Origin of the sequence: Nocardia sp. NPDC060249 (assembly GCF_042728755.1) — a bacterium.
Taxonomy (GTDB): Bacteria; Actinomycetota; Actinomycetes; order Mycobacteriales; family Mycobacteriaceae; genus Nocardia.
In genome coordinates this window covers 1-20,032 of record NZ_JBHXAQ010000008.1, presented here as the reverse complement: position 1 = coordinate 20,032, position 20,032 = coordinate 1, and the positions used below count along the sequence as shown (strand labels likewise).

The following is a 20,032-nucleotide window of genomic DNA, read 5'->3' as shown; positions in this document are numbered from 1 at the left end:
TCTGGAAACTCCGATAGTTTTCAGGCACCGCCCTTCTCGGGCGTCGTCGATTCACACCGCGAGCGCAGCGTGAATCTCGGTTCCCGCTTCTTCCGGGACGGTTTCACCGACACCCCAAGGGTGACGGTCAGCGCCTTCCCGTCGGCGGACTTTGGTTACCCGGCCTCCTGCTCGGGGGTCCGGGGATCGTGAAAAGTTCTGCTGCATCGTCGGCCAGATGGCGAGATTGATCGCCGCGTTGTGGTCACGATCTGCGCTGAACCCGCAGTCGCAGAGGAACACTCGATCCGCCAGCGACAGGGCCGCACTGATCGTTCCACAGGAAGAGCAGCGTTTGCTCGATGGATACCAACGATCCGCGATGGTGACAGTGCCGCCACGCCATGCCTGTTTGTAGGTCAGCAGTCGAGCGAAGCCAGCCCATCCGGCATCGCTGATCGCACGAGCCAGACGGTGGTTACCGAGCATCCCCGTTACGTTCAGGTCTTCGATCACGATCCGGTCGTGGGTCTTGACCAGTGTGTTAGCGACCTGATGAGTGAAATGACGGCGAATATCGGCAACTCGACGATGGTGGCGTCCAAGCCGCACGACCGCCAGGTGATGGTTATGTGACCCTTTCTGTTTGCGAGACAACGACTTCGCCAGGCGTCGTTCCTGACTCAGCCCAGTGGCCAATGGTCTAGGAGCGGTATCGAAGCGGGCGACCTCGACCCCGTCGGCAGTAGCGGCGACAGCAAATACTGTCAGCCCGCGGTCGATCCCGACCCAACCCTGGTAGTCGCCGTCTTCGCGAGGCTGATGACGGTGTGCCGGATGCAGATCGGACGATTCGGTAGCCAGGCTGATCCACCAGCGTCGGGAGCGGTAGGAGACTGTGGCGTAGAGGATCTTCGCCCGTCCTTTGGCGAGCAACCTTCGTAACCGGCGGGTATCTTCACGGACCCTGACCGCACCCAGCCCGGGCAGAGTCACTGACCGCGCTGTGTCGTGGTCACCGACCCGGACAGACGCCCGCCCGGATTTCGCCTGGACGCTGCGGAGCCGAAACGACGGGACAGTTTTGCCCTTACTCTTGAACTCTTGAAACGGGGAAACCCGATCCGCGTACCCGCGCGTTTGCCTGTCCTGGAGTCCGAGAATGCGGCCAGTGCGCTACCGCAGTCGGCGGCGGCTTCCTCGAAGACTTGCTGGCGGACCTGGGTACGCCACGCCAGGCCGGTCACCTGGATCTCGGTGATCCCGGCCGCGTCGACAGCGAAGACTCTTCCTGCTGCTTCGGTCTTCTTCCAGGCGTTGAACGCGTTGATCAGGTCGAACCGTGTCCACGGAACCGGATACTCAGGGTCGATTTTACGGTGCGTGAGAGCGGTTTTCACCAAAGCTAGGCTTTGGTTGAACGCGAATCGGGCCGCGCCGGCATGACGGACGAGCACGGCGGACTGCTCGACCGTAGGGTCGAGGCAGTACCGGAAAGTCGTGTGGCGGCTCATCATCAGCGAGTGTGACACAGGCCGCCGACATCAAATCCGAACGCGCAGCCGCAGGACGGGTTCCAGGTTTCAAATGTCCTCAGAGCGGACATCTCCAGGCGACCTGCGTTGATTTCGCGAACACTTGTCGGACCTTCATGTCATGCTGTACGGCACCACTGGGGAGTGGGTGGACTGACTCGAAGGGGACGAGCATGTCTACGGAGGGAACAATGTTGTCGCCCGCGCCGCATTGCGAGCCGCGGTTGGAGGGTGGGGAAGCGGTACAGCGGTCTGCGGCCGTGAATACCGCTGTGCCCCATCGGGTTACTGGTTCCGGCCGACCGAGGGCCGCGGGCGGAACGCCGGCGAGTATTCGCAGGGCAGTGCGTGCGTCCTGCCCCCGAGCAGCGCCTACGGCCGAATCTTCCGCGACTGCAAAGCGATTCACCGAGCAGATACTCCGGCTGCTCTTGGAGGTGGTCGATCGGCGCAGATCGTCGACTCACCTGCGCGCTTACACAGACGCACGAGCGCTCGCCGCCATCAACACCATGCTCGCGCAGGACTTGGTCCCCGGCCGGGGCCTGGGCAGCGCCACCCTGACCCGCGTGAAACTGACCGCGGCACAGGACGGTGCCGCCGAAGTCTTCGCCTCGTATCAGCGTGGGCCTCGGACGCTCGCTATCGCCGGCCGCATCGAGTCGACCAAGGACAGTTGGCGCTTGGTCGCGGTGCGGATGTTCTGATCGCCGGGGCGAAGCGTGATGTCGATTCGACGAGCTCGTGGGCGAGGTCCGTCGACTGCCTCAACGCAGCGCGGTGACTCCCGAGAAGTCATGGAATGCACGATGATTGCGGTCGGGGAGGCTGCCGAGGGCATGGTCGGGGTGCAGGCCGAAGTACTGCTTGCGGGTCTTGCTGGTCCAGGCCAGCGCAGCCGCGGCGGCGATGCGGTGGAAGTGGACGGTGTAGCCGTGTTCGTAGATGCGCAGCAGGGCGTAGCCGCCGGGGTACTCCTTCACCGCCGCTACCTCCAGGTACTCGACGTGGCCGGAATCGGGACGGCTGCGGCGATTGCGGTGGGTGTGACCGCTGTGGTGCAGGAATACGCCAGGAGCCGTTCGGTAGCAGGCTTGCAGGGCGGCCACGCTCGCACGATCGAGAACGAAACCGGGGCCGGCGGGGTTGCTCAGGGCCGCATAGCGGGTCGCGGGGTGGTGTCCGAAGATCAGCGTCGGGCGGTCGGGGTCGGCGGCGAGTGTCGCGCGGAGCCGGGCGAGTTGGCCGGCGTTGATCGTGCCGCCGGAACCTCGCCCGCGCGTGGTGTCGAGGCCGATCAGGCGCAGACCGCCGAGCTCATGGCTGGTGAGTTGCCCGAAGGGCTGAAACACCCTGCCCCAGTGATCATTCGCGCCGCGCGGAACGTCGTGGTTGCCACGGCAGACGAAGTGATCGCTGCCCGCCGTGCCCCAGGCGTCCAGGCGTGCCCTGATGCCCGCGGACTGTTCGGCGGTGCCGCAATCGGTGAGGTCGCCCGCGACCACGAGATGATCTGCCGCGCGCTCGGGTCGGCCGATGTCGTACAGCAGCGCCTCGGTCATCACCTGGGGGTAGTGGCCGTCGTCGTGGCGCAGACCCGGCGGCAGCCCGGCGACGATCAAGCCGCTGCGGTCCTCGCCCCAGTGCAGGTCGTTGGCGAGGGCGATCGTGCGCAGCAGCCGTCCCGGTGGTGGCGGCGCGGTCAGGAAAACCCCCGTGACCTCCGGCGTCCCGGGGCGTCGTGTCACCCAGGTACGGCCGGGAACAGCGGTTTCGCCGTCGGAGCAAGCGCGGAAGCGATAACGGCGGCCGGGCTCGAGGCCGCGCAGTTCCGCGTAGTGGTGCGCGGTGCGACGACCGTCGAGGTAGCGGGTCACCGGTGCGGCCGTGCCGTCGGCCGGCGCGAGCAGCACTTCGGTGTCGGCCGCGGCCGGGCGAAGCTGTCCCGCGCGATCGCGTCGATGAGTGGACCACGTGAGGATCGCCGTGTCGTGAGTAACCGTGACGACCTCGAGATCGGTGACGACGAGCCGATCGCGCACGCCGCTCCACGCATACGGCCGCGCCATCGGCGCACGCACGGTTGCCGCCGCGGCCCCCGAGGCAGCGTTGACCAACCATGCGGTGTGCAGTCGCGGATCGAGCATGCCGGGCTCCGTTCGCCGTCTCTCGCTGACGGTACGGCGCCCGGCTGAACACCCGTGGGCGGTGATGTGGACGTTGATCGCCCAGGTAGCGACCGGAAAACGATGGTGGCGCCGCTAGTCGTCGCGTGGCTTGTTCCGGAGTTGCTGTGTCCCATCGCTTTCCGGTGGATCGCCGTCGAGCCCATCGGGTAGCCGCCGTGCCCCGCTGGCAACTTCGGCGATGAGATCGTCGTAGCCACACGCCAATTCGTGCAGGCGTAGCTGTGCGGCGTGCAGTGGGGCTTCGGCGCCGCAGGCCAGCGCACGGTAGGTGAGCGCGGCGAAATGGGCCATGCGGTCGACGACGGCGCCGATGCTCTCGGTGTGCATGGGTGCCGAGGTCGCCGGAGTGGGCGAGCGGATCACCACCCAGCGGTCGATCTCGCAAACCAGACGTGCACGCGCCCAATCGATCTCGCTGGTATCGCCGGGGATCTGCTGTTCGCGGCGTTCGTGCAGCGTGGCCAGCTCGTGGGCGGCGGAGAGAACGGGATCACTCGCACCGGCGACCCCGCAGACCGCCTGCATCATCTGCGCTCGGTCCGGCAGTACCGGTTCCGGTCCGGGTCGTCCCGTCGAACCGCTGCCGTCCGTGTCCACTGCTGCCGCACCGTCCTCGTCGTCGGAAATGTCGCTGTCAGTCGAAGGACATTCGTCTCGGCAGGGACGACGGATAGGTCACGAAATGACCTGCCAACAGCGAAAACCGGCCGCGAACAGGTGTTCGCGGCCGGTCGGGATCACCGATGGAGCTGCAGTGTCACAGGCTCCGGGCGATGATTTCCTTCATGATCTCGTTGGTGCCCGCGTAGATCAGCTGGACGCGGTTGTCGACCCACATGCGTGCGATCGGGTACTCGTTCATGTACCCGTAGCCGCCGAACAGCTGCAGACAGGTGTCGGCGATCTGCATCGCCTTGTCGGTGGTCCACCACTTCGCCATGGCGACGGTGGGGATGTCGAGTTCGCCGCGGATGTGCTTCTCGACGCAATCGTCGATGAACACGCGCGCGATGCGGGCCTCGGTGGCGACCTCGGCCAGCTTGAACTTGGTGTTCTGGAAACCGAACACCGGGCGGCCGAACGCCTCGCGCTCCTTGGTGTAGCGCAGCGTGTGGTCGAGGGCCACCTCCATGCCCGCGACCGCGCCCATCGACACGATCAGGCGCTCCTGGGGCAGCTGCTGCATCAGCTGGATGAAGCCCTGACCCTCCTGGGTGCCCAGCAGGTTGGTCACCGGGACACGCACGTCCTCGAAGAACAGCTCGGAGGTGTCCTGGCCCTTCTGGCCGATCTTGTCGAGCACGCGGCCGCGACGGAAGCCTTCGCGATCGGCCTCGACCAGCACCAGCGAGACGCCAGAGGCGCCCTGGGTGGGGTCGGTCTTGGCGACCAGGATGATCAGGTCGGCCTGCGCGCCGTTGGTGATGAAGGTCTTGGAGCCGTTGATGACGTACTCGTCGCCGTCGCGGATCGCCTTGGCCTTGACGGCCTGCAGATCGGAGCCGGTGCCGGGCTCGGTCATCGCGATGGCGCCGACCACCTCGCCGCTGGCCATCTTGGGCAGCCAGTGCTTCTTCTGCTCCTCGGTGCCGTAGGCGAGGAGGTAGTGGGCCACGATGCCGTTGTGCAGGCTGACGCCCCACGAGGTGTCGACCGCGCGGGCCTGTTCCTCCATGAGTACGGCCTCGTGCGCGAAGGTGCCGCCACCGCCGCCGTACTCCTCGGGGATCGAGATGCACAGCAGGCCGACTTCGCCCGCCTTGTTCCACAGGTCGCGGTCGACGTGGTGCTGCTCGCGGTACTTGTCGATGTTGGGGACAAGTTCCTTGGCCATGAACGCGCGGGTCATGTCACGCAGGGCGTCCAGGTCCTCGTTCATCCAGCTGGACCGATTGGCGGCCATCGAGTCTCCTTGTTCGGCTCGGCACAGCACCGGTCCAGGCGTGACCGGTGGTTACGGACACCAGTGTGCCGCAGTATTGGCGTCGTGACAATAGTGCTGCCGAAATAGCCTCTCACCAGCGGATCATGGGTAACGGTGAGAGCGGATGGATGAGCGCGCGCCGGACCGTCAGCTCCACCAGCTTGAAGTGGAAGCCGCTGTCCGGGTACCGCCGCATCAGCGCGGAGTACGCCGCGTAGGGCAGGCCGTAGCGTCGCGCGCCGAACGTCACGTCGATCAGATCGGCCCGCCGGAACAGCTCCACCGGATCGGTCGCGCCGCCCGCGGGGCGCACCCGATGGTGGTCGCGGATCATCCCGGTGACGAGCTCGGTGATGTCCTCCCGGTCGTGCGTGATCAGCCAGTCGGTCGCCAGCGCGCACGACGGTTCGAGGTAGTCGAAGGTGCACGCTGCCCAGATGCCGAGATCGTGGAAGGTCGCCGCGGTGCGGAACTCCTCACGCGAACTCGGCGGCGGCCCCGGCTCGCCGCTTCGGGCGAACAGGAGATCGGCCGCGCGCAAGACGCGCAGCACATGATGGAAATAGGCCTTGCGGTCGGCGCCGAGCCGGGCGGTCCACGGTTCGAGTCGTTCGGCGATCGCCTGGTCGAGTTCGCTTGTGTGCTCGGTCAATTCGTCACTCCGAAGTAGATCTCACGGGCGTACGCGAACCCCCCGGCACCCCCGAACCAACCCTAGGTGCCCGCGATGGGCGCCGCCCGGCGAAACGGAGTTTCCCTCGAACACGTCCATCCCCTCAGAACAGCGTCATCGGTTCGTCGGACTCCGGCGTCGGCTGTGCGGGGAGATCGGGGACGATCGCACGGACCTCGTCGTGGAAGCGGCGAGCCAGGCCGCGCGCCGCGGCATTGTCGGGGGTGTGCACGAAGACCGTCGGCGAGCGACCTTCGCGCAGCCAGCCCGCGACGGTCTCCACCCACGGCTGCCAGCCCGCGACGGTGCGGTCGGTGTCGGCCCGCCCGTGGTAGCGCACGATCGGGTACTCGGTGAGCGCACGCATCCGACGCGGAACGCGCGGCTTCTTCGCCCGTGCCTCGAATTCGGAAGGGTCTCCCGGTGGCCCGTCGAACAGGACCGTCGTGTCGAAGGGCACCCATTCGGCTCCGATCCGCCCGAGCACTCGTTCCAGCTGCACCGCGGCCCGCTCGTCTTCGAAGAACGCCGGATGACGCACCTCCACAGCACTGCGCAGTCCACCGGGCAGCTCACGCTGGAAACGTGCGAGGGCGCCGAGATCGGTCGGTCCGAACGACGCGGGCAACTGGATCCACAGCGCGTGCACGCGCGATCCGAGCGGCGCCATCACATCGAGGAACGCACCGAGTTCGGCGCCCGCGTCGACGAGTCGGCGCTCATGCGTCACCGCCCTCGGTGGCTTGAGCACGAACCGGAAATCGGGCGTGGTCTGGCGCGCCCAGGACTCGACGGTGGACGCGGACGGCGTCGCGTAGAACGTGGTGTTGCCCTCGACCGCACCGCAGTGCCCGGCGTAGGCGCGCAAGCGCTCCCCCGGCGCGGGCAACCGCTGCTGCCACTGCGGATGCGTCCACATCGCACACCCCATCCGCAGCTCACGCACAGGCCGACGGTAATACAGCGACCGGCCGCCCCTAAAATGAGACCGGTTGCCACCAGTTCGCCCTGTGCGCGGGCGGCGGGAGTAGCGGGTCCGGCCGAGCAGGTCGGGGCCCGTCCACCCGCCACATCCATGAATTCCGGTGCGCGCACGACGGAAAGGGCCTGTGATGGCGATTCTCACCACCGAGCGGCCCAGTGCTGTCTCCGTCACCCGGGCGTGGCTCGGCGTGTCCGCCGCCATGGTGGCGATCGCGTGGGGCGGCAACGAGTTCACGCCGCTGCTGGTGATGTACAAAGCCCACGGCCTTCCACTGACCGCGGTCGACCTGCTGCTGTTCTACTACGTCCTCGGCATCGTGCCCGCCCTGCTCATCGGCGGCCCGCTGTCCGACCGGTTCGGCCGCCGCCCCTTGATGCTGCCCGCACCGCTGATCGCCGCGGCCGGTTCGCTGCTGCTCGCGGTGGGCGCGGCCTCGGTGCCGATGCTGGCGGCCGGGCGGATGCTGTGCGGTGTCGCGCTCGGACTGGCGATGGCGGTCGGTGGCAGCTGGCTCAAGGAACTGTCGCAACCACCGTTCGCCGCGGCCGCCACGGGCAAGGGTGCCCGCCGGTCCGCGATGAGCCTGACCGCCGGATTCGCTCTGGGCGCGGGTGTGGCGGGAACGCTCGCGCAGTGGGGTCCACTGCCCGATTCGACCGCCTATCTCGTCAACGCGGCGCTCTGCGTCGCGACCGCGTTCTGGGTGGCTCGAACACCAGAAACCGTGACCCGCCGCGCGAATCCGGGCAGGCTGCGCGACGACCTGAGAATCCCCGCCGCCGGGCACCGACGATTCCTGCGGGTGGCGGTGCCGATCGCCCTGTGGCTGTTCACCGCCAACGCCACTGCCTACGCCGTCCTGCCGACGCTGATGCTGCCGCGCGTGCAGCAGGCCCCGATCGCCTTCTCCGCCCTGGTCACCATGGTGACGCTCGGCTGCGGATTCACCATCCAATCGGTGGCGCGACGCATCGACCGCCCCGGCACCGCGCGCGCGGCGGTGGTCGCGCTCGTGCTGCTCACCGCCGGCATGGTCCTGGCGGCGTGGACGGCGGCCACCCTGAGCATCTGGGTGACCCTGCTGACCGCCGTCGTGCTCGGCAGCGGCTACGGCATCGGCCTGGTCGCCGGGCTGCAACAGATCGAACGTATCGCGGGCCCCGGCGACCTCGCGGGCTTGAACGCGGTCTTCTACTCGGTGAGCTACCTCGGCTTCGGTGTGCCCGCGGTCCTGTCGTCCCTGCACAGCGGCCTCGGTTTCGGCTATCCCGCCATGTATCTGGTCACCGCCGCGATCGCCGCCGCCTGCCTCGCGCTCGTAGCCGCGAATTACCGCGAACGGATCTGAGCCGACGCCTTCCCGCCGCAGCCATCGCTCCACCTCGGACAACCGAACGCTCCGCGATCGCGGAGCATTACGGTGGATCGAGTGAGCACCGACCCCGTCGAAACCCTTCTCCGCTGGCAGGATTGCGGCGCGGTCTGGCGGGTCGTCAGCCGCCGGCCGGACTCCGTGACCATCGCCCTCTACGAATGCACCGGCGGACAGGAAGTAGACCGCTTCACCTCCACCGATCCCGGCTTGCTGCGGTTTCTCGGCGAACGCGCCACCAGCGAGGACTGACCCGCCCGCGGCGAACAGGGTTACGCTGGTTGGCGCCATCGCTTCACGCCCGTCGGCCCGCACAAGGGCCGGATCGCCCAGTGAGGAGAGACCATGTCGGCCCCTACCGGACTACCCGCGGGAACCTGGGTCATCGACCCCGCGCATTCCACGCTCCAGTTCTCCGTGCGCCATCTGATGGTGAGCAAAGTACACGGCCGATTCACCGATTTCGCCGGCACGCTCGTGGTTCATCCCGACGGCACGGCCGACGCGGATGTCGAGATGAACGTCGCCTCCGTCACCACCGACAACGCGCAGCGAGACGGGCACCTGGCATCCGCCGACTTCTTCGACGTCGCCAACCACCCGATCGCCACCTTCAAGGCCACCGGCTTCACCGCGCTGAGCACCGAATTCTCCGTCACCGGCGAGTTCACCATCCGCGGCAACACCCACCCCGTGACCCTCGAGGTCGAATTCCTCGGCACCGGCCCCGGTATGGCCGACGCCCCGGTCGCCGGTTTCACCGCGACCGCCACCATCAACCGCCGCGATTTCGGCCTCACCACCGACCTGCCGATGGCCAACGGCGGCGCCGTGATCGGCGACAAGATCAACCTCTCGCTCGACGTCGAGGTCGGCCTGCGGAGCTGAGCGGCACCGAGCACAGGAGGGGCGCATGTCAGGACGACGTTTCCGAGCCGGCCTAGCCGCCGGGCTGCTGGTGCTGGTCGCGGCCTGCGGCGGCTCCCCCACCGACTCTGGGACCGAGTCCGCCGCCCCGGCACCGGCGATCTCGGTCGCGCCGGAAGACGGTGCGACCGAGATCGATCCGCTCGGCCCGGTCCGCGTCAGCACCAGCGACGGACAGCTCACCGCGGTCACGATGACCAACGAGCAGGGCGGCACGGTCGACGGCATCCTCACCCCCGACCAGTCGGCCTGGAAACCGTCGGAACCGCTGGGCTACGGCCACACCTACACGGTCACGGCCGAGGCGGCTACTGTCACCGGCCGGGTCGGGCCGATCACCTCGTCGTTCACCACCCTGGCGCCGAACAACCAGACCAAGGTCTCTTTCCGGACCACGGGCGGCACGGAACTCTCCTCCTCGGGCACTTTCGGCGTGGGCACCGTCGTCGTCGCGCACTTCGACGAGGACGTGCCCGATCGCGCGACGGCCGAGAAGTACCTGTCGGTCACCACCGACCCGCCCGTCACCGGCTCCTGGTACTGGCTCGACAACCGCAACGCCCACTGGCGCCCCGCGAACTACTACGCACCCGGCACGACCGTGACCCTCACCGCCGACATCTACGGCAAGGATCTCGGCGGTGGCCTCTACGGCCAGGAAGACACCGAGACCAGCTTCACCATCGGGCCCTCGCACGTCTCGATCGTCGACGACAACGACAAGCAGGTGCAGGTGTACGAGAACGGCACTCTGATCAAGACCATGCCCACCTCGCTGGGCATGGGCGGTAGCCAGACCGTCGCGGGCAAGACCATCACCTTCTGGACCCAGCCCGGGGTGTACACGGTGATGGACAAGGCGAATCCGGTGATCATGGACTCCTCCACCTACGGCCTGCCGGTGAATTCCCGGCTCGGCTACAAGGAATCCATCGGCTGGGCGACCAGGATCAGCACCGACGGCATCTATCTGCACCAACTCGACGACACGATCTGGGCCCAAGGCAACACCAACGTCTCACATGGCTGCCTCAATCTCAGCGGCGAGAACGCCCGCTGGTTCTACGATTTCTCCCAGCCCGGTGACGTGGTCGAGATCAGGAATACCGGCGGCGCCCCGCTCGAGGTGTGGCAGAACGGCGACTGGAGTGTGCCGTGGGAACAGTGGCAGGCAGGTAGCGCGCTGCGGTGAACGGGGACAACGCCTTTCCGGCGCCGCCGCGCGGAGACACAGCGCGGCGGGGACCGCAGCGTGTCGGCAGCCACGCCGCCACCGGCCATCGCGCGCCACGGCGCGGACGCGCTCGCCGAGCCGGGTTGATCATGGCCAGGTTGCTGGTGGCGACCACCGCGCTGGCCGTGCTCGCGGGCACCGGCCTGGCCTGGTCGGCCAAGCAGGACTTCGATTCCGGCTTCACCCAGTCCACCGCGCTCGGTGAGGACGCTCCGCGTTCCGGCGGCGGCGCCGTCAACATCCTGTTGATCGGCCTGGACACCCGCAAGGACCTCAACGGCAACGACCTGCCGAAAGAGGTGCTCGACCAGTTGCACGCCGGTGACGGCACCGAGGGTGGCTACAACGCGAATTCGCTGATCCTGCTGCACATTCCGGCAGACAAGAGCAAGGTCGTCGCCTTCTCCATCCCCCGTGACGACTACGTGCCGGTGACAGGAATCCCCGGCTACCAGCAGATCAAGATCAAAGAAGCGTACGGCCTGAAGAAGGCCGCGGTGCAAGCGAAGTTGATCGAACAGGGCGAAAAGGATCCGATCGTGCTGGAGCGGCGCGGCCGGGAGGCCGGACGCGCGTCCATCGTCACCACTGTCCGCAATCTCGTCGGGGTTCCGATCGACCGGTTCGCCGAGATCTCCCTCGCGGGCTTCTACGACCTGGCCACCGCGGTCGGCGGGGTCGACGTGTGCCTCAACCACGCCGTCGACGACAGCGAGTTCTCCGGCGCGAGCTTCCCCGCGGGCAGGCAGCATCTCGATGGTTCACAAGCCCTGGCGTTCGTCCGCCAACGTCACGGACTGCTCAACGGCGACCTCGACCGCACCCACCGTCAACAGGCCTTCCTCACTTCGGTTGCCAAGTCGCTCAAGGACTCCGGAACCCTGACCAACCTGAGCCAACTCGCGGAACTGATGGATGTGGCGCACCGTGATGTGGTGCTCTCCCACGGCTGGAACCTGTTCGACTTCGCCCGCGACATGGGCTCCGCGGGCTCGGTACCGGTCGAATTCCGCACGCTGCCGGTGGTGCGCTACGACGTGATCGACGGTCAGGACGTGAACATCATCGACCCGGCCGCGATCAAACGGGAGGTGCGGGCGGCTTTCGGCCAGGAGGCACCGAAAACCACGACCACGGCGCCGACCCCGACGAGCGTGGTCGATGTGCACAATGTGGGCACCGCGAAAGGCCAGGCGGCGGCGCTCTCGGCCGCGCTGACGAACCGGGGCTACGGTGCGGGCCTGATCGGCAACGGTGATTCGAGCGACGGCCAGTACTCGGCCATCACCTACGGCCTCGGCACTGCCGACGATGCGCACGCGCTGGCCGAACTCCTCGGCGGACTGCCGGTTTCGGCGTCGCCGTCGATCGAAGACGGGCGGATCAAGGTCGCGCTCGGCGCGGACTTCACCATGCCCACCGAGCTGAGCCCGACCACATCGACGACCACTCCCCCCACCACCACATCGTCCGGCTCGATGCCGCTGCCCGATGAGGGAAAACCGTTGTCCACCAACATCGGCGACACCATTCCCTGCGTCAACTGAACACCTGCACCGCGTCGGCCGGGCGCCGGGCGCAGCGCGGATATCCGGTCGGCCACCGGAACGACCGGTGGCCGACCGAGTCTCATGCCTCCGGTGCGTCCGGATAGGCCTGCTGGCGGTATCCCCCGCGCAGCGTCCCGTCCAGATACGCGGCCTTGCAGGCCCGCCGGGCGATCTTGCCGCTCGATGTCCGCGGAATCGACCCCGCCGGCACCAGCAGCAGGTCCCGCACCATCACTCCGTGCCTGCGCGCGATCGCCGCGCGCACCGCGTCCGTGATCGGGCCCGGCTCGAGTTTCGCCGCACCCGTCCCTCTTTCGGCGACGATCACCAATTGCTCCGCCGCCGGATCGGACACCGTCCCCGCCTCGAGCACCGGGGTGGGCAATTGCCCGGCCTGTACCGAGAAGGCCGCGATGAAACCGGGGCGCAGGGCGGTACTGGCCTCCTGTGCCGAGTATTCGAGATCCTGCGGATAGTGGTTGCGGCCGTCGACGATCACCAGGTCCTTCACCCGACCGGTGATGAACAGCTCACCGTCGTGATAGGCGCCGTAGTCGCCGGTCCGCATCCACTTCGCGTCATCGGGCGCGCCTTCGGCGCGACTTCCGGCCGGCAGCCGCGCGACCACCCGGTTGTGGAAGGTTTCCGCGGTCTCCTCCGGCCGGCCCCAGTACCCGATGCCCATATTGTCACCGTGCAGCCAGATCTCGCCGACCTCGCCGTCGCGACGCTCGACCCCGGTGCCGGGATCGACGATCACCGCCCACTGTGACCGCGCGACGTGTCCGCATGACACCTGCGCCACCGCGTCCTCGGCGTGCTCGTCGCACTCCACCATCCGGCCGTCGTTCAACTGCCCGCGATCGACATAGACCACCCGCGCCTCGTCGTCGCGCTTGGTCGCCGACACGAACAACGTGGCCTCGGCCATCCCGTAGCACGGCTTGATCGCGGTCTTGGACAGCCCGTAGGGCGCGAACGCCTCGTTGAACTTGCGCATCGAGGCCACCGACACCGGCTCACTGCCGTTGATCAGTCCGATCACGTTCGACAGATCGAGCGGCTCGCCGCCCTTGGGCAACCCACGCATCGCCGCATGTTCGAACGCGAAATTCGGCGCCGCCGAATAGATTTCGGCGCCGTCCGCTTGTGCGGCCAGCTCCTTGATCCAGCGCGCGGGCCTGCGCACGAACGCGCTGGGCGACATGATGGTGATGAACTTGCCGCCGATGGTCGGCAGGATCACCGTGAGCAGCCCCATGTCGTGGAACAGCGGCAGCCAGGTGACCCCGCGGGCGTTCTCGGTGATCCCGATGGCATCGATCATCTGCAGCAGGTTGGTCCCCACCGAGCGGTGGGTGATCTCGACACCGGCGGGCACCCTGGTGGATCCGGAGGTGTACTGCAGATACGCCACGCTGTCGATATTGATATCGGGCCTGCGCCAGCGGGTGCCGACGGTGTCGGGAATCGCCTCGACCGCGATGATTCTGGGCCGTTGCGCCGCGGGCTGCTCGCGGAAGAAGGTGCGCACACCGGCCGCCGCACTGCCGACGGTGAGCACCGCGGCGGGTTCACAGTCGCCGAGGACGGCGTGCAGCCGGTCGCTATGGCCCTGCTCCTCCGGATCGAACAGTGGCACCGCCACATTCCCCGCGTACACCGCCGCGAACAGCGCGACGACATAGTCCAGGCCCTGCGGCGCCAGCACCGCCACCCGGTCGCCGGGCTGGGTCACCTGCTGCAATCGCGCGGCCACCGCGCGCAGCCGCACGCCGAACTCACGCCAGGTCAGCTCCTGGTATTCCCCCTCACGTTCTGTCGAATAGTCGATGAAGCGATAGGCCAGGTCGTCTCCGTTGGCCTCGCTGTGTTTGTCGACGAAGTCGATCAAGGTCTGATCGCCGGGAATCCGGATAGTCCCCAGTTCGTCTACATAGTCGTCGAAAGTCTCGCCGATCATTCCCAATCCTTTTCAACGCACATTGACTCCGAACCCGCCACGACAAGGTGAGTCGTCAATACCGCCCGAACGAGATCGCCACGTTGTGACCGCCGAAACCGAAGGAGTTGTTCACCGCGTAATCGATGCGGCCGCGCCGCGCCTGACCCGACACCACGTCCAAATCGATGTCGGGGTCCTGATTGTCCAGATTCAGCGTGGGCGGAACGATGCCGTCGCGCACACTGAGCACCGTCAGCACCGATTCGAGCGCACCGACCGCGCCGATCGAATGCCCGAGAGCCGATTTCGGTGCGTACACCGAGGCGTGCGAGCCGATCGCCTTCGCGATCGCATTCGCCTCGGCGGTGTCACCGATCGGCGTCGCGGTGGCGTGGGCGTTGATGTGGGTCACGTCGGCGCGGCTGATCCCGCCCGTCTGTATCGCGCGTGTCATCGCCCGCGCGGCCCCGGTGCCCTCGGGATCCGGTGCCACGAGGTGGAATCCGTCGGAGGTGACACCCGCGCCGAGCAGCCGGGCGTGAATCGTCGCGCCACGCGCCTTCGCGTGCTCCTCGGTCTCGATCACCATCATCGCGCCCGCCTCGCCGAAGACGAACCCGTCGCGGTCGGCGTCGAAGGGGCGCGAGGCCGCCTTGGGATCGTCGTTGCGGGTGCTCATGGCCCGCATCTGCGTGAACGCCGCGATCGGCACCGCCTGGATGGAGCCCTCGACACCACCGGTGACCACCATGTCGGCATCGCCCATCATGATCATCCGCCACGCGTTGGCGATCGCCTCCGAGCCCGACGAGCAGGCCGACACCGGCGTGGAAACCCCTGCCCGCGCGCCCAATTCGATGCCGACGCAGGCCGCGGGGCCGTTGGGCATGATGGCCTGCACGGTCAACGGCGAGACCTTGCGGTAGCCGCCGTTACGGAGCCGGTCGCGGGCGTAGATCAGCGATTCCGCGCCGCCGAGGCCGGTACCGATCGAGACGCCGAGCCGGTCGCGGTCCACGGCGGGGGTGCCGGCGTTGCGCCACACCTCGCGACCGAGAACCACGGCCATCTGTTCGACGTAGGACAGTTTGCGCGCCTCTTCGCGGGTGAGCGAGAGGGTGGGCGACACCTTCAGGTGGCCGCCGATCCGCACCGGCAATTCGAAGTCGTCGATGAAGGAGTCTTCCAAGACGTCGATTCCGCTCTCGCCGTTGAGCAGACCTTTCCAGGTCGAGTCGACGTCGCCCGCGATCGACGTGGTCGCCGCCAGGCTCGTGACCACGATGTCCGTCATAATTTTTCGCTCACTCTCTCTAGCTATGCCACGACTGAACGGGAACCGCTGATGGAGCTGAACTGGTGGAGCGTATATGCACACGGCGCGACGCGCCCAAATTCCGAAACAGTGCGCAGGAACACCGTGTCGTTTCCAGGCGCGATGCGCCGGGTCTATTGTGACGACGGGCAACACTACCGGACCGACGCAACTCTCGCTTTTCACTAACCGGAAAGGGCAACGAGCGTGGCCAGGAACCTGACCCAACTGGAACTACTGATCGAACTGGAACCGATCGCCGCGAGCAATGTCGACCGCCATCTGTCGATGGCAAAGGACTGGCACCCGCACGATTATGTGCCGTGGGACCGTGGCCGCAACTTCGCGGCCATGGGCGGAATCGATTGGGACCCAGAACAATCCGCTCTCAGCGAAGTCGCCAAGGCGGCGATGGTCACCAACCTGCTCACCGAGGACAACCTGCCCTCCTACCACCGGGAGATCGCCGAGAACTTCTCCAAGGACGGCGCCTGGGGCACCTGGGTGGGTCGCTGGACCGCCGAGGAGAACCGGCACGGCATCGTGTTGCGCGACTACCTCGTGGTGACCCGCGGGGTCGACCCGGTCGCGCTCGAACAGGCCCGAATGATCCACATGACCAACGGGTATTCGGCGATGGCCGTCGTCGACGACAAGGCACCTGGCTTCGACATCCATGCCTCGACCGGCGCCGGATTCCTGTTCTCCGTGGCCTATGTGACCTTCCAGGAACTGGCCACCAGGGTGAGCCACCGCAACACCGGCCGGGTCTGTGACGATCCGATCGCCGACCGCATGCTCGCCCGCATCGCCGCCGACGAGAACCTGCACATGATCTTCTACCGCAACCTGTGCGCCGCCTCGCTCGACCTGGCCCCCGACCAGACCATCGAGGCGATCAACACCATCGTGCAGAACTTCCAGATGCCCGGTGCCGGTATGCCGGGCTGGCGGCGCAACGGCGTGCTGATGGCCAAGCACGGCATCTACGATCTGCGCCAGCATCTCGAAGAGGTCCTGATGCCGGTGCTGCGCAAGTGGGACATCTTCGAGCGCAACGACTTCGGGCCTCGCGGCGAGCGTGCTCGCGAGGATCTGGCGGCCTTCCTCGAGGGGCTGGGCGGCGATGTCCTGCGCTTCGAGGAGCAACGCGATCGCTCACTGGCGCGGGCGGCCGAGCGCGAACAGCAAACGGTCTGATCGAGGCCGGGCCTGCCGCTACCGGGCTGGATCGCGGCGCGCGTCGTTCTTGTTGCGGTACATCGCGGCATCGGCGGCGTGCACCAATTCGTCCACGGCGCCGGGCAATTGCTCGAAGAAGGCGGTCCCGATACTGGCGCCGACGGCGAGCATGTGTGTGTCCACCTCGAGCGGCTCGGTGAGCGCGGACAGCAGCTCGTCGGCCAGTCGTGCCAATTGCGCTTCGCCGGAGCATCTTTCGACCAGCACAAGGAACTCGTCACCGCCGATGCGGGCGGCGAGCGCCTGGTCCGGGCGCACCGCGTCACGCATCCGGTCGGCCACGACTTCGAGCACACGATCCCCGATCGTGTGCCCCCACAGGTCGTTGATCTCCTTGAACCCGTCGAGGTCGAGATAGCAGACCCCGATCGGCGGTTGCGCGTCGGCCAGTCTGTTGAACAGGTGCGGGCGGTTCGGTAGTCCGGTGAGCGCGTCGTGATTGGCGTCGTGCCACAGACGGTCGGCGAGCTGCTTGCGCTCGGTGACATCGACCGCGACACCGATCAGGAACTCGATTCCCCCATCGGTGCCGCGCACCGCCGACATCGACAGGTCGATCGCGGTCACCCGGCCGTCGGTATGCAGATGCTCGGTCTCGGTGCGGAAGCTCTCGGATTCGCCGGCGACCATCAGCTGGAGCTGTTCGAACGCGAAGTTCAGGTTCTGCGGGCCGAGGATGTCGGCGACAGTCCGGCCCGGCATCGTCTCCGGGGTCTGGCCGAGCATCTGGGCCATGATGGCGTTGCAGTCGACCACCTGGCCGGTCATGTCGACGGTGCCGATGCCGACGAGCGCGCCGTCGAAGACCGCCTCGAATCGGGCTTCGGAGAGCGCCCGGCGGTTCTCGGCCTCCTGCGCCGCGGCGAGCACTGCAGCCAGCGTGGCCTCCTGCTCGGCCAGCGCGGCGGCTCGCAGCGCCGAGGTGAAGCCGGCTGCGAAGTCGGCGGCCAGGACGATCGCCCGGTCGCGGATCTGCGGTAGCGCGGGGTCGGCCGGGCCGTCGGCGACGAGCTCGACCAGATCGGCACAGATCACCGGCACCGAACGGCTCACCGCTGACGGGTCACGGTAGTTGGCGGCGACCAGCATCCGAGCCGCCCGCCGCGCGATGTCCGGATCCTCTCCGCCACGCGCCGCGTCGATCAGACCGGTGCACAGGGCAGCCAGCATCTCTTCGATCTGCGAGCGGTTGAGGGTAGGAGCTACGACGCCATCGAGGGCATCCGCCCACCGCCGCGCCAGCTCCCACGACCCCACTGCTTCATCCACCTGTCATCGTCTATCGCACCGCCATGTCAGGCGGTCTACTTCTTGATCGCGACCCCACCCAGGCCGAGCGAACGGCCTGGCTTCTCGTGCTGGTCACGCTCGGACTCGGGCCGCCACAACGGCAGCTCGACAACGCCTGGCTCGACCGAATCCCATCCCTCGAACAACGCGACGATCTCGTCCTTGGACCGGAAATGAATTCCGACCTTGGATTGGTTCACCGAGTGCGTACCCAGTTTACCGGCGTCATCGGGACGAAGCTCTGAGGTGAGATGTGAAATGGCTATGAAACTACCCGCTGCCACCGTTTCGCGCAGCGCCGTCACCTTGCCGACCGGATCATCGACGTCGGGCACCAGATGCAGCACCGCGATCAGCAGCAAACCCACGGGAGCGTCGAAGTCGATCAGCCCTGTCTCGCGGACCGCGGCGACCAGGTCGCCGGGTTTGCGCAGGTCGGCCTCGATCGCACCCGCGCGATCGTTGCCCTGCAGGATGGTTCGGGAATGGGCGACCGCCACCGGGTCGATGTCGACATAGAGCACCCTGGCCTCCGGGTCGAGCTCGTGCACGATCTCGTGCACATTGCCCGCGGTGGGGATGCCCGACCCGATATCGAGGAACTGCCGGATTCCGGCGTCGAGCATGAAGCGGACCGCCCGGCGCAGAAACGCGCGATTGCTCAGCGCCAACCGCGGCAGGTCGGGAACGAGGCTGATCGCCATTTCCGCGGCGTCCCGGTCGACCGCGAAGTTGTGCGAGCCACCGAGCAAAGCGTCGTACATCCGAGCCGGACTCGGATGCTGCATATCGACACCTTCGGGCGCCCATACCGGCCGATCCATCGAATTCCCCTGTCTGCCATTACCGCACCGCATCCTCGCAACCCGCGACGATGCCACCCGCATCGTAATCGGCGGCACCGACATCGGCGCGGCTATCAATTAGCGAGGGTCATGTTTTCGAGTAACGGCGCGGTCGGGGTCTACTTTTCGGAGCCGTAGGGCTGGGCCCAGAGAGGGGCCACGTCCGGCGTCATAGTGGCGACGACCGGGATGCCGGCTGCCAGAAAGTTGTCCACGGCGCGACGCATGTGGTCGGCGGAGGTGATCAGGACAGCTTCGGTCACGCCGAGCGCTGCCATCATGCGCGCCGAGAACTCGGCATTCTGCACGGTGGAACCGGCTTCGGTTTCCGCGTGCAGCCGGTGCCTGGCGACACCGCGAATATTGAGCCAGTCGGCCATCACCTGCGCCTCGGTGACACCGTTGCGTGGGTTGCCGCCGGTCACGATGACCGGGGAAGCGGGTGACATGAAGGCCTGAATCAGCGCCGCGTGCAAGCGATTACCCAGTTCGGGTCGCATCGTGCCATCGGGAAGCAGGCCGTAGCCGAGCACCACGATCGCCGTCTCGGGGCCGTAGGTAGCCGGCAGTTCGATGCCGGCGAGGCCCGCGACCGAACCGACCGCGCCGACCAGTGGATCGACGGAGGGCGCGGCGGCTCCGGGTGGCGCGGTCGCGACCGCTCCGACCAGCGCGGCGGGCAGCACCAGCGCGGCCGCACAACGACGCAGTGCCTGGTGAGCGCAGAGCCAGTTCATGGTGACCTCCCGAAGCGACGTCGCATCATCGTCGCCTACCGGAACCCCCGACATGCCCATTTCTGAAATGTTGATGGTTCGGACTGTTCGCCCAGGATCGGGAGGTATCCTGGGAACGCAAAAAGGCCCTCCAACCGAAGTTGGAGGGCCTTTCGCAAAGATGTTCCGGCAGTGTCCTACTCTCCCACACCCTGTCGAGTGCAGTACCATCGGCGCAGGTGGCCTTAGCTTCCGGGTTCGGAATGGGACCGGGCGTTTCCCCACCGCTATAACTACCGTAACTCTATGAA

18 protein-coding genes, 1 rRNA gene and 1 pseudogene are annotated in these 20,032 nt (G+C 67.1%); 7 read left to right on the top strand and 13 right to left on the bottom strand.

What is annotated here, in order from left to right:
• Positions 1–51: 51 nt before the first annotated feature.
• Both ACFWFP_RS25290 and ACFWFP_RS25285 read right to left on the bottom strand, forming a co-directional pair.
• Complete coding sequence (locus ACFWFP_RS25290) at positions 52–1,143, bottom strand: RNA-guided endonuclease InsQ/TnpB family protein (RefSeq protein WP_379299257.1); 1,092 nt, start codon at positions 1,141–1,143, stop codon at positions 52–54.
• Positions 1,144–1,367: 224 nt separating this feature from the next.
• Positions 1,368–1,493: pseudogene (locus ACFWFP_RS25285) on the bottom strand (helix-turn-helix domain-containing protein); the annotation flags it as partial.
• Positions 1,494–1,630: 137 nt separating this feature from the next.
• Here ACFWFP_RS25285 and ACFWFP_RS25280 point away from each other — a divergent pair.
• Positions 1,631–2,221, top strand: a complete 591-nt coding sequence (locus tag ACFWFP_RS25280) for an Rv3235 family protein (protein WP_379299255.1) — start codon at positions 1,631–1,633, stop codon at positions 2,219–2,221.
• A 60-nt stretch (positions 2,222–2,281) separates the two neighbouring features.
• On the opposite strand, the gene ACFWFP_RS25275 is transcribed toward ACFWFP_RS25280, so the two are convergent.
• The 5 genes from ACFWFP_RS25275 to ACFWFP_RS25255 form a co-directional block, all read right to left on the bottom strand.
• Positions 2,282–3,661, bottom strand: a complete 1,380-nt coding sequence (locus tag ACFWFP_RS25275; RefSeq protein ID WP_379298954.1) for a metallophosphoesterase — start codon at positions 3,659–3,661, stop codon at positions 2,282–2,284.
• Positions 3,662–3,775: 114 nt separating this feature from the next.
• Positions 3,776–4,231: a DUF4254 domain-containing protein gene (locus tag ACFWFP_RS25270; protein ID WP_379298953.1), complete on the bottom strand. Its 456-nt coding sequence runs from the start codon at positions 4,229–4,231 to the stop codon at positions 3,776–3,778.
• 229 nt (positions 4,232–4,460) lie between these two features.
• Positions 4,461–5,606, bottom strand: a complete 1,146-nt coding sequence (locus ACFWFP_RS25265) for an acyl-CoA dehydrogenase family protein (protein ID WP_379225675.1) — start codon at positions 5,604–5,606, stop codon at positions 4,461–4,463.
• A gap of 112 nt (positions 5,607–5,718) precedes the next feature.
• Positions 5,719–6,279 (bottom strand): hypothetical protein, encoded by a 561-nt coding sequence (locus ACFWFP_RS25260; RefSeq protein WP_379298951.1) that lies wholly within the window; start codon positions 6,277–6,279, stop codon positions 5,719–5,721.
• Between the two features lie 124 nt (positions 6,280–6,403).
• Complete coding sequence (locus ACFWFP_RS25255; RefSeq protein WP_379298949.1) at positions 6,404–7,246, bottom strand: DUF72 domain-containing protein; 843 nt, start codon at positions 7,244–7,246, stop codon at positions 6,404–6,406.
• A gap of 166 nt (positions 7,247–7,412) precedes the next feature.
• On the opposite strand from ACFWFP_RS25255, the gene ACFWFP_RS25250 reads away from it, so the two are divergent.
• From ACFWFP_RS25250 to ACFWFP_RS25230, 5 genes are all read left to right on the top strand, one after another.
• Positions 7,413–8,633, top strand: coding sequence for an MFS transporter (locus ACFWFP_RS25250; protein ID WP_379298947.1), 1,221 nt, complete (start codon positions 7,413–7,415; stop codon positions 8,631–8,633).
• Between the two features lie 81 nt (positions 8,634–8,714).
• Complete coding sequence (locus ACFWFP_RS25245; RefSeq protein ID WP_379298945.1) at positions 8,715–8,909, top strand: hypothetical protein; 195 nt, start codon at positions 8,715–8,717, stop codon at positions 8,907–8,909.
• A 93-nt stretch (positions 8,910–9,002) separates the two neighbouring features.
• Complete coding sequence (locus tag ACFWFP_RS25240) at positions 9,003–9,545, top strand: YceI family protein (RefSeq protein ID WP_379298943.1); 543 nt, start codon at positions 9,003–9,005, stop codon at positions 9,543–9,545.
• A 25-nt stretch (positions 9,546–9,570) separates the two neighbouring features.
• Positions 9,571–10,776 carry an Ig-like domain-containing protein gene (locus ACFWFP_RS25235; protein WP_379298941.1) on the top strand — a complete coding sequence of 402 codons (1,206 nt, stop codon included), beginning with the start codon at positions 9,571–9,573 and terminating at the stop codon, positions 10,774–10,776.
• Between the two features lie 131 nt (positions 10,777–10,907).
• Positions 10,908–12,365: an LCP family protein gene (locus tag ACFWFP_RS25230; protein ID WP_379298939.1), complete on the top strand. Its 1,458-nt coding sequence runs from the start codon at positions 10,908–10,910 to the stop codon at positions 12,363–12,365.
• Between the two features lie 82 nt (positions 12,366–12,447).
• On the opposite strand, the gene fadD32 is transcribed toward ACFWFP_RS25230, so the two are convergent.
• Together fadD32 and ACFWFP_RS25220 are read right to left on the bottom strand one after the other, a co-directional pair.
• Positions 12,448–14,331, bottom strand: a complete 1,884-nt coding sequence (gene fadD32 / locus ACFWFP_RS25225; RefSeq protein WP_379298937.1) for a long-chain-fatty-acid--AMP ligase FadD32 — start codon at positions 14,329–14,331, stop codon at positions 12,448–12,450.
• Positions 14,332–14,386: 55 nt separating this feature from the next.
• Positions 14,387–15,634, bottom strand: coding sequence for a KasA/KasB family beta-ketoacyl-ACP synthase (locus ACFWFP_RS25220; protein ID WP_379299253.1), 1,248 nt, complete (start codon positions 15,632–15,634; stop codon positions 14,387–14,389).
• 201 nt (positions 15,635–15,835) lie between these two features.
• Here ACFWFP_RS25220 and ACFWFP_RS25215 point away from each other — a divergent pair, with 201 nt between their 5' ends.
• On the top strand, positions 15,836–16,828 hold the full coding sequence (locus ACFWFP_RS25215; RefSeq protein WP_379298936.1) for an acyl-ACP desaturase: 993 nt from the start codon (positions 15,836–15,838) through the stop codon (positions 16,826–16,828).
• 18 nt (positions 16,829–16,846) lie between these two features.
• Here ACFWFP_RS25215 and ACFWFP_RS25210 read toward each other — a convergent pair whose 3' ends face one another.
• From ACFWFP_RS25210 to rrf, 4 genes are all read right to left on the bottom strand, one after another.
• Complete coding sequence (locus ACFWFP_RS25210) at positions 16,847–18,139, bottom strand: diguanylate cyclase domain-containing protein (protein ID WP_379298934.1); 1,293 nt, start codon at positions 18,137–18,139, stop codon at positions 16,847–16,849.
• Between the two features lie 35 nt (positions 18,140–18,174).
• Entirely contained in the window at positions 18,175–18,984 is an 810-nt protein-coding gene (locus ACFWFP_RS25205) for an SAM-dependent methyltransferase (protein WP_379298932.1), read from the bottom strand.
• A 140-nt stretch (positions 18,985–19,124) separates the two neighbouring features.
• A complete protein-coding gene (locus ACFWFP_RS25200) occupies positions 19,125–19,742 on the bottom strand; it encodes a YdcF family protein (protein WP_379298930.1) in 618 nt (205 codons plus the stop codon).
• Between the two features lie 163 nt (positions 19,743–19,905).
• Positions 19,906–20,022: ribosomal RNA gene (gene rrf, locus ACFWFP_RS25195) — 5S ribosomal RNA — on the bottom strand.
• Positions 20,023–20,032 lie beyond the last annotated feature (10 nt).

Coding starts and splice junctions, on each gene's coding strand:
- ACFWFP_RS25265 (WP_379225675.1), bottom strand. CDS start 5,606: ATGGCCGCCAATCGGTCCAGCTGGATGAACGAGGACCTGGACGCCCTG.
- ACFWFP_RS25280 (WP_379299255.1), top strand. CDS start 1,631: ATGTCATGCTGTACGGCACCACTGGGGAGTGGGTGGACTGACTCGAAG.
- ACFWFP_RS25250 (WP_379298947.1), top strand. CDS start 7,413: ATGGCGATTCTCACCACCGAGCGGCCCAGTGCTGTCTCCGTCACCCGG.
- ACFWFP_RS25240 (WP_379298943.1), top strand. CDS start 9,003: ATGTCGGCCCCTACCGGACTACCCGCGGGAACCTGGGTCATCGACCCC.
- ACFWFP_RS25200 (WP_379298930.1), bottom strand. CDS start 19,742: ATGAACTGGCTCTGCGCTCACCAGGCACTGCGTCGTTGTGCGGCCGCG.
- ACFWFP_RS25270 (WP_379298953.1), bottom strand. CDS start 4,231: ATGATGCAGGCGGTCTGCGGGGTCGCCGGTGCGAGTGATCCCGTTCTC.
- ACFWFP_RS25205 (WP_379298932.1), bottom strand. CDS start 18,984: ATGGATCGGCCGGTATGGGCGCCCGAAGGTGTCGATATGCAGCATCCG.
- ACFWFP_RS25230 (WP_379298939.1), top strand. CDS start 10,908: ATGGCCAGGTTGCTGGTGGCGACCACCGCGCTGGCCGTGCTCGCGGGC.
- ACFWFP_RS25235 (WP_379298941.1), top strand. CDS start 9,571: ATGTCAGGACGACGTTTCCGAGCCGGCCTAGCCGCCGGGCTGCTGGTG.
- ACFWFP_RS25275 (WP_379298954.1), bottom strand. CDS start 3,661: ATGCTCGATCCGCGACTGCACACCGCATGGTTGGTCAACGCTGCCTCG.
- fadD32 (WP_379298937.1), bottom strand. CDS start 14,331: ATGATCGGCGAGACTTTCGACGACTATGTAGACGAACTGGGGACTATC.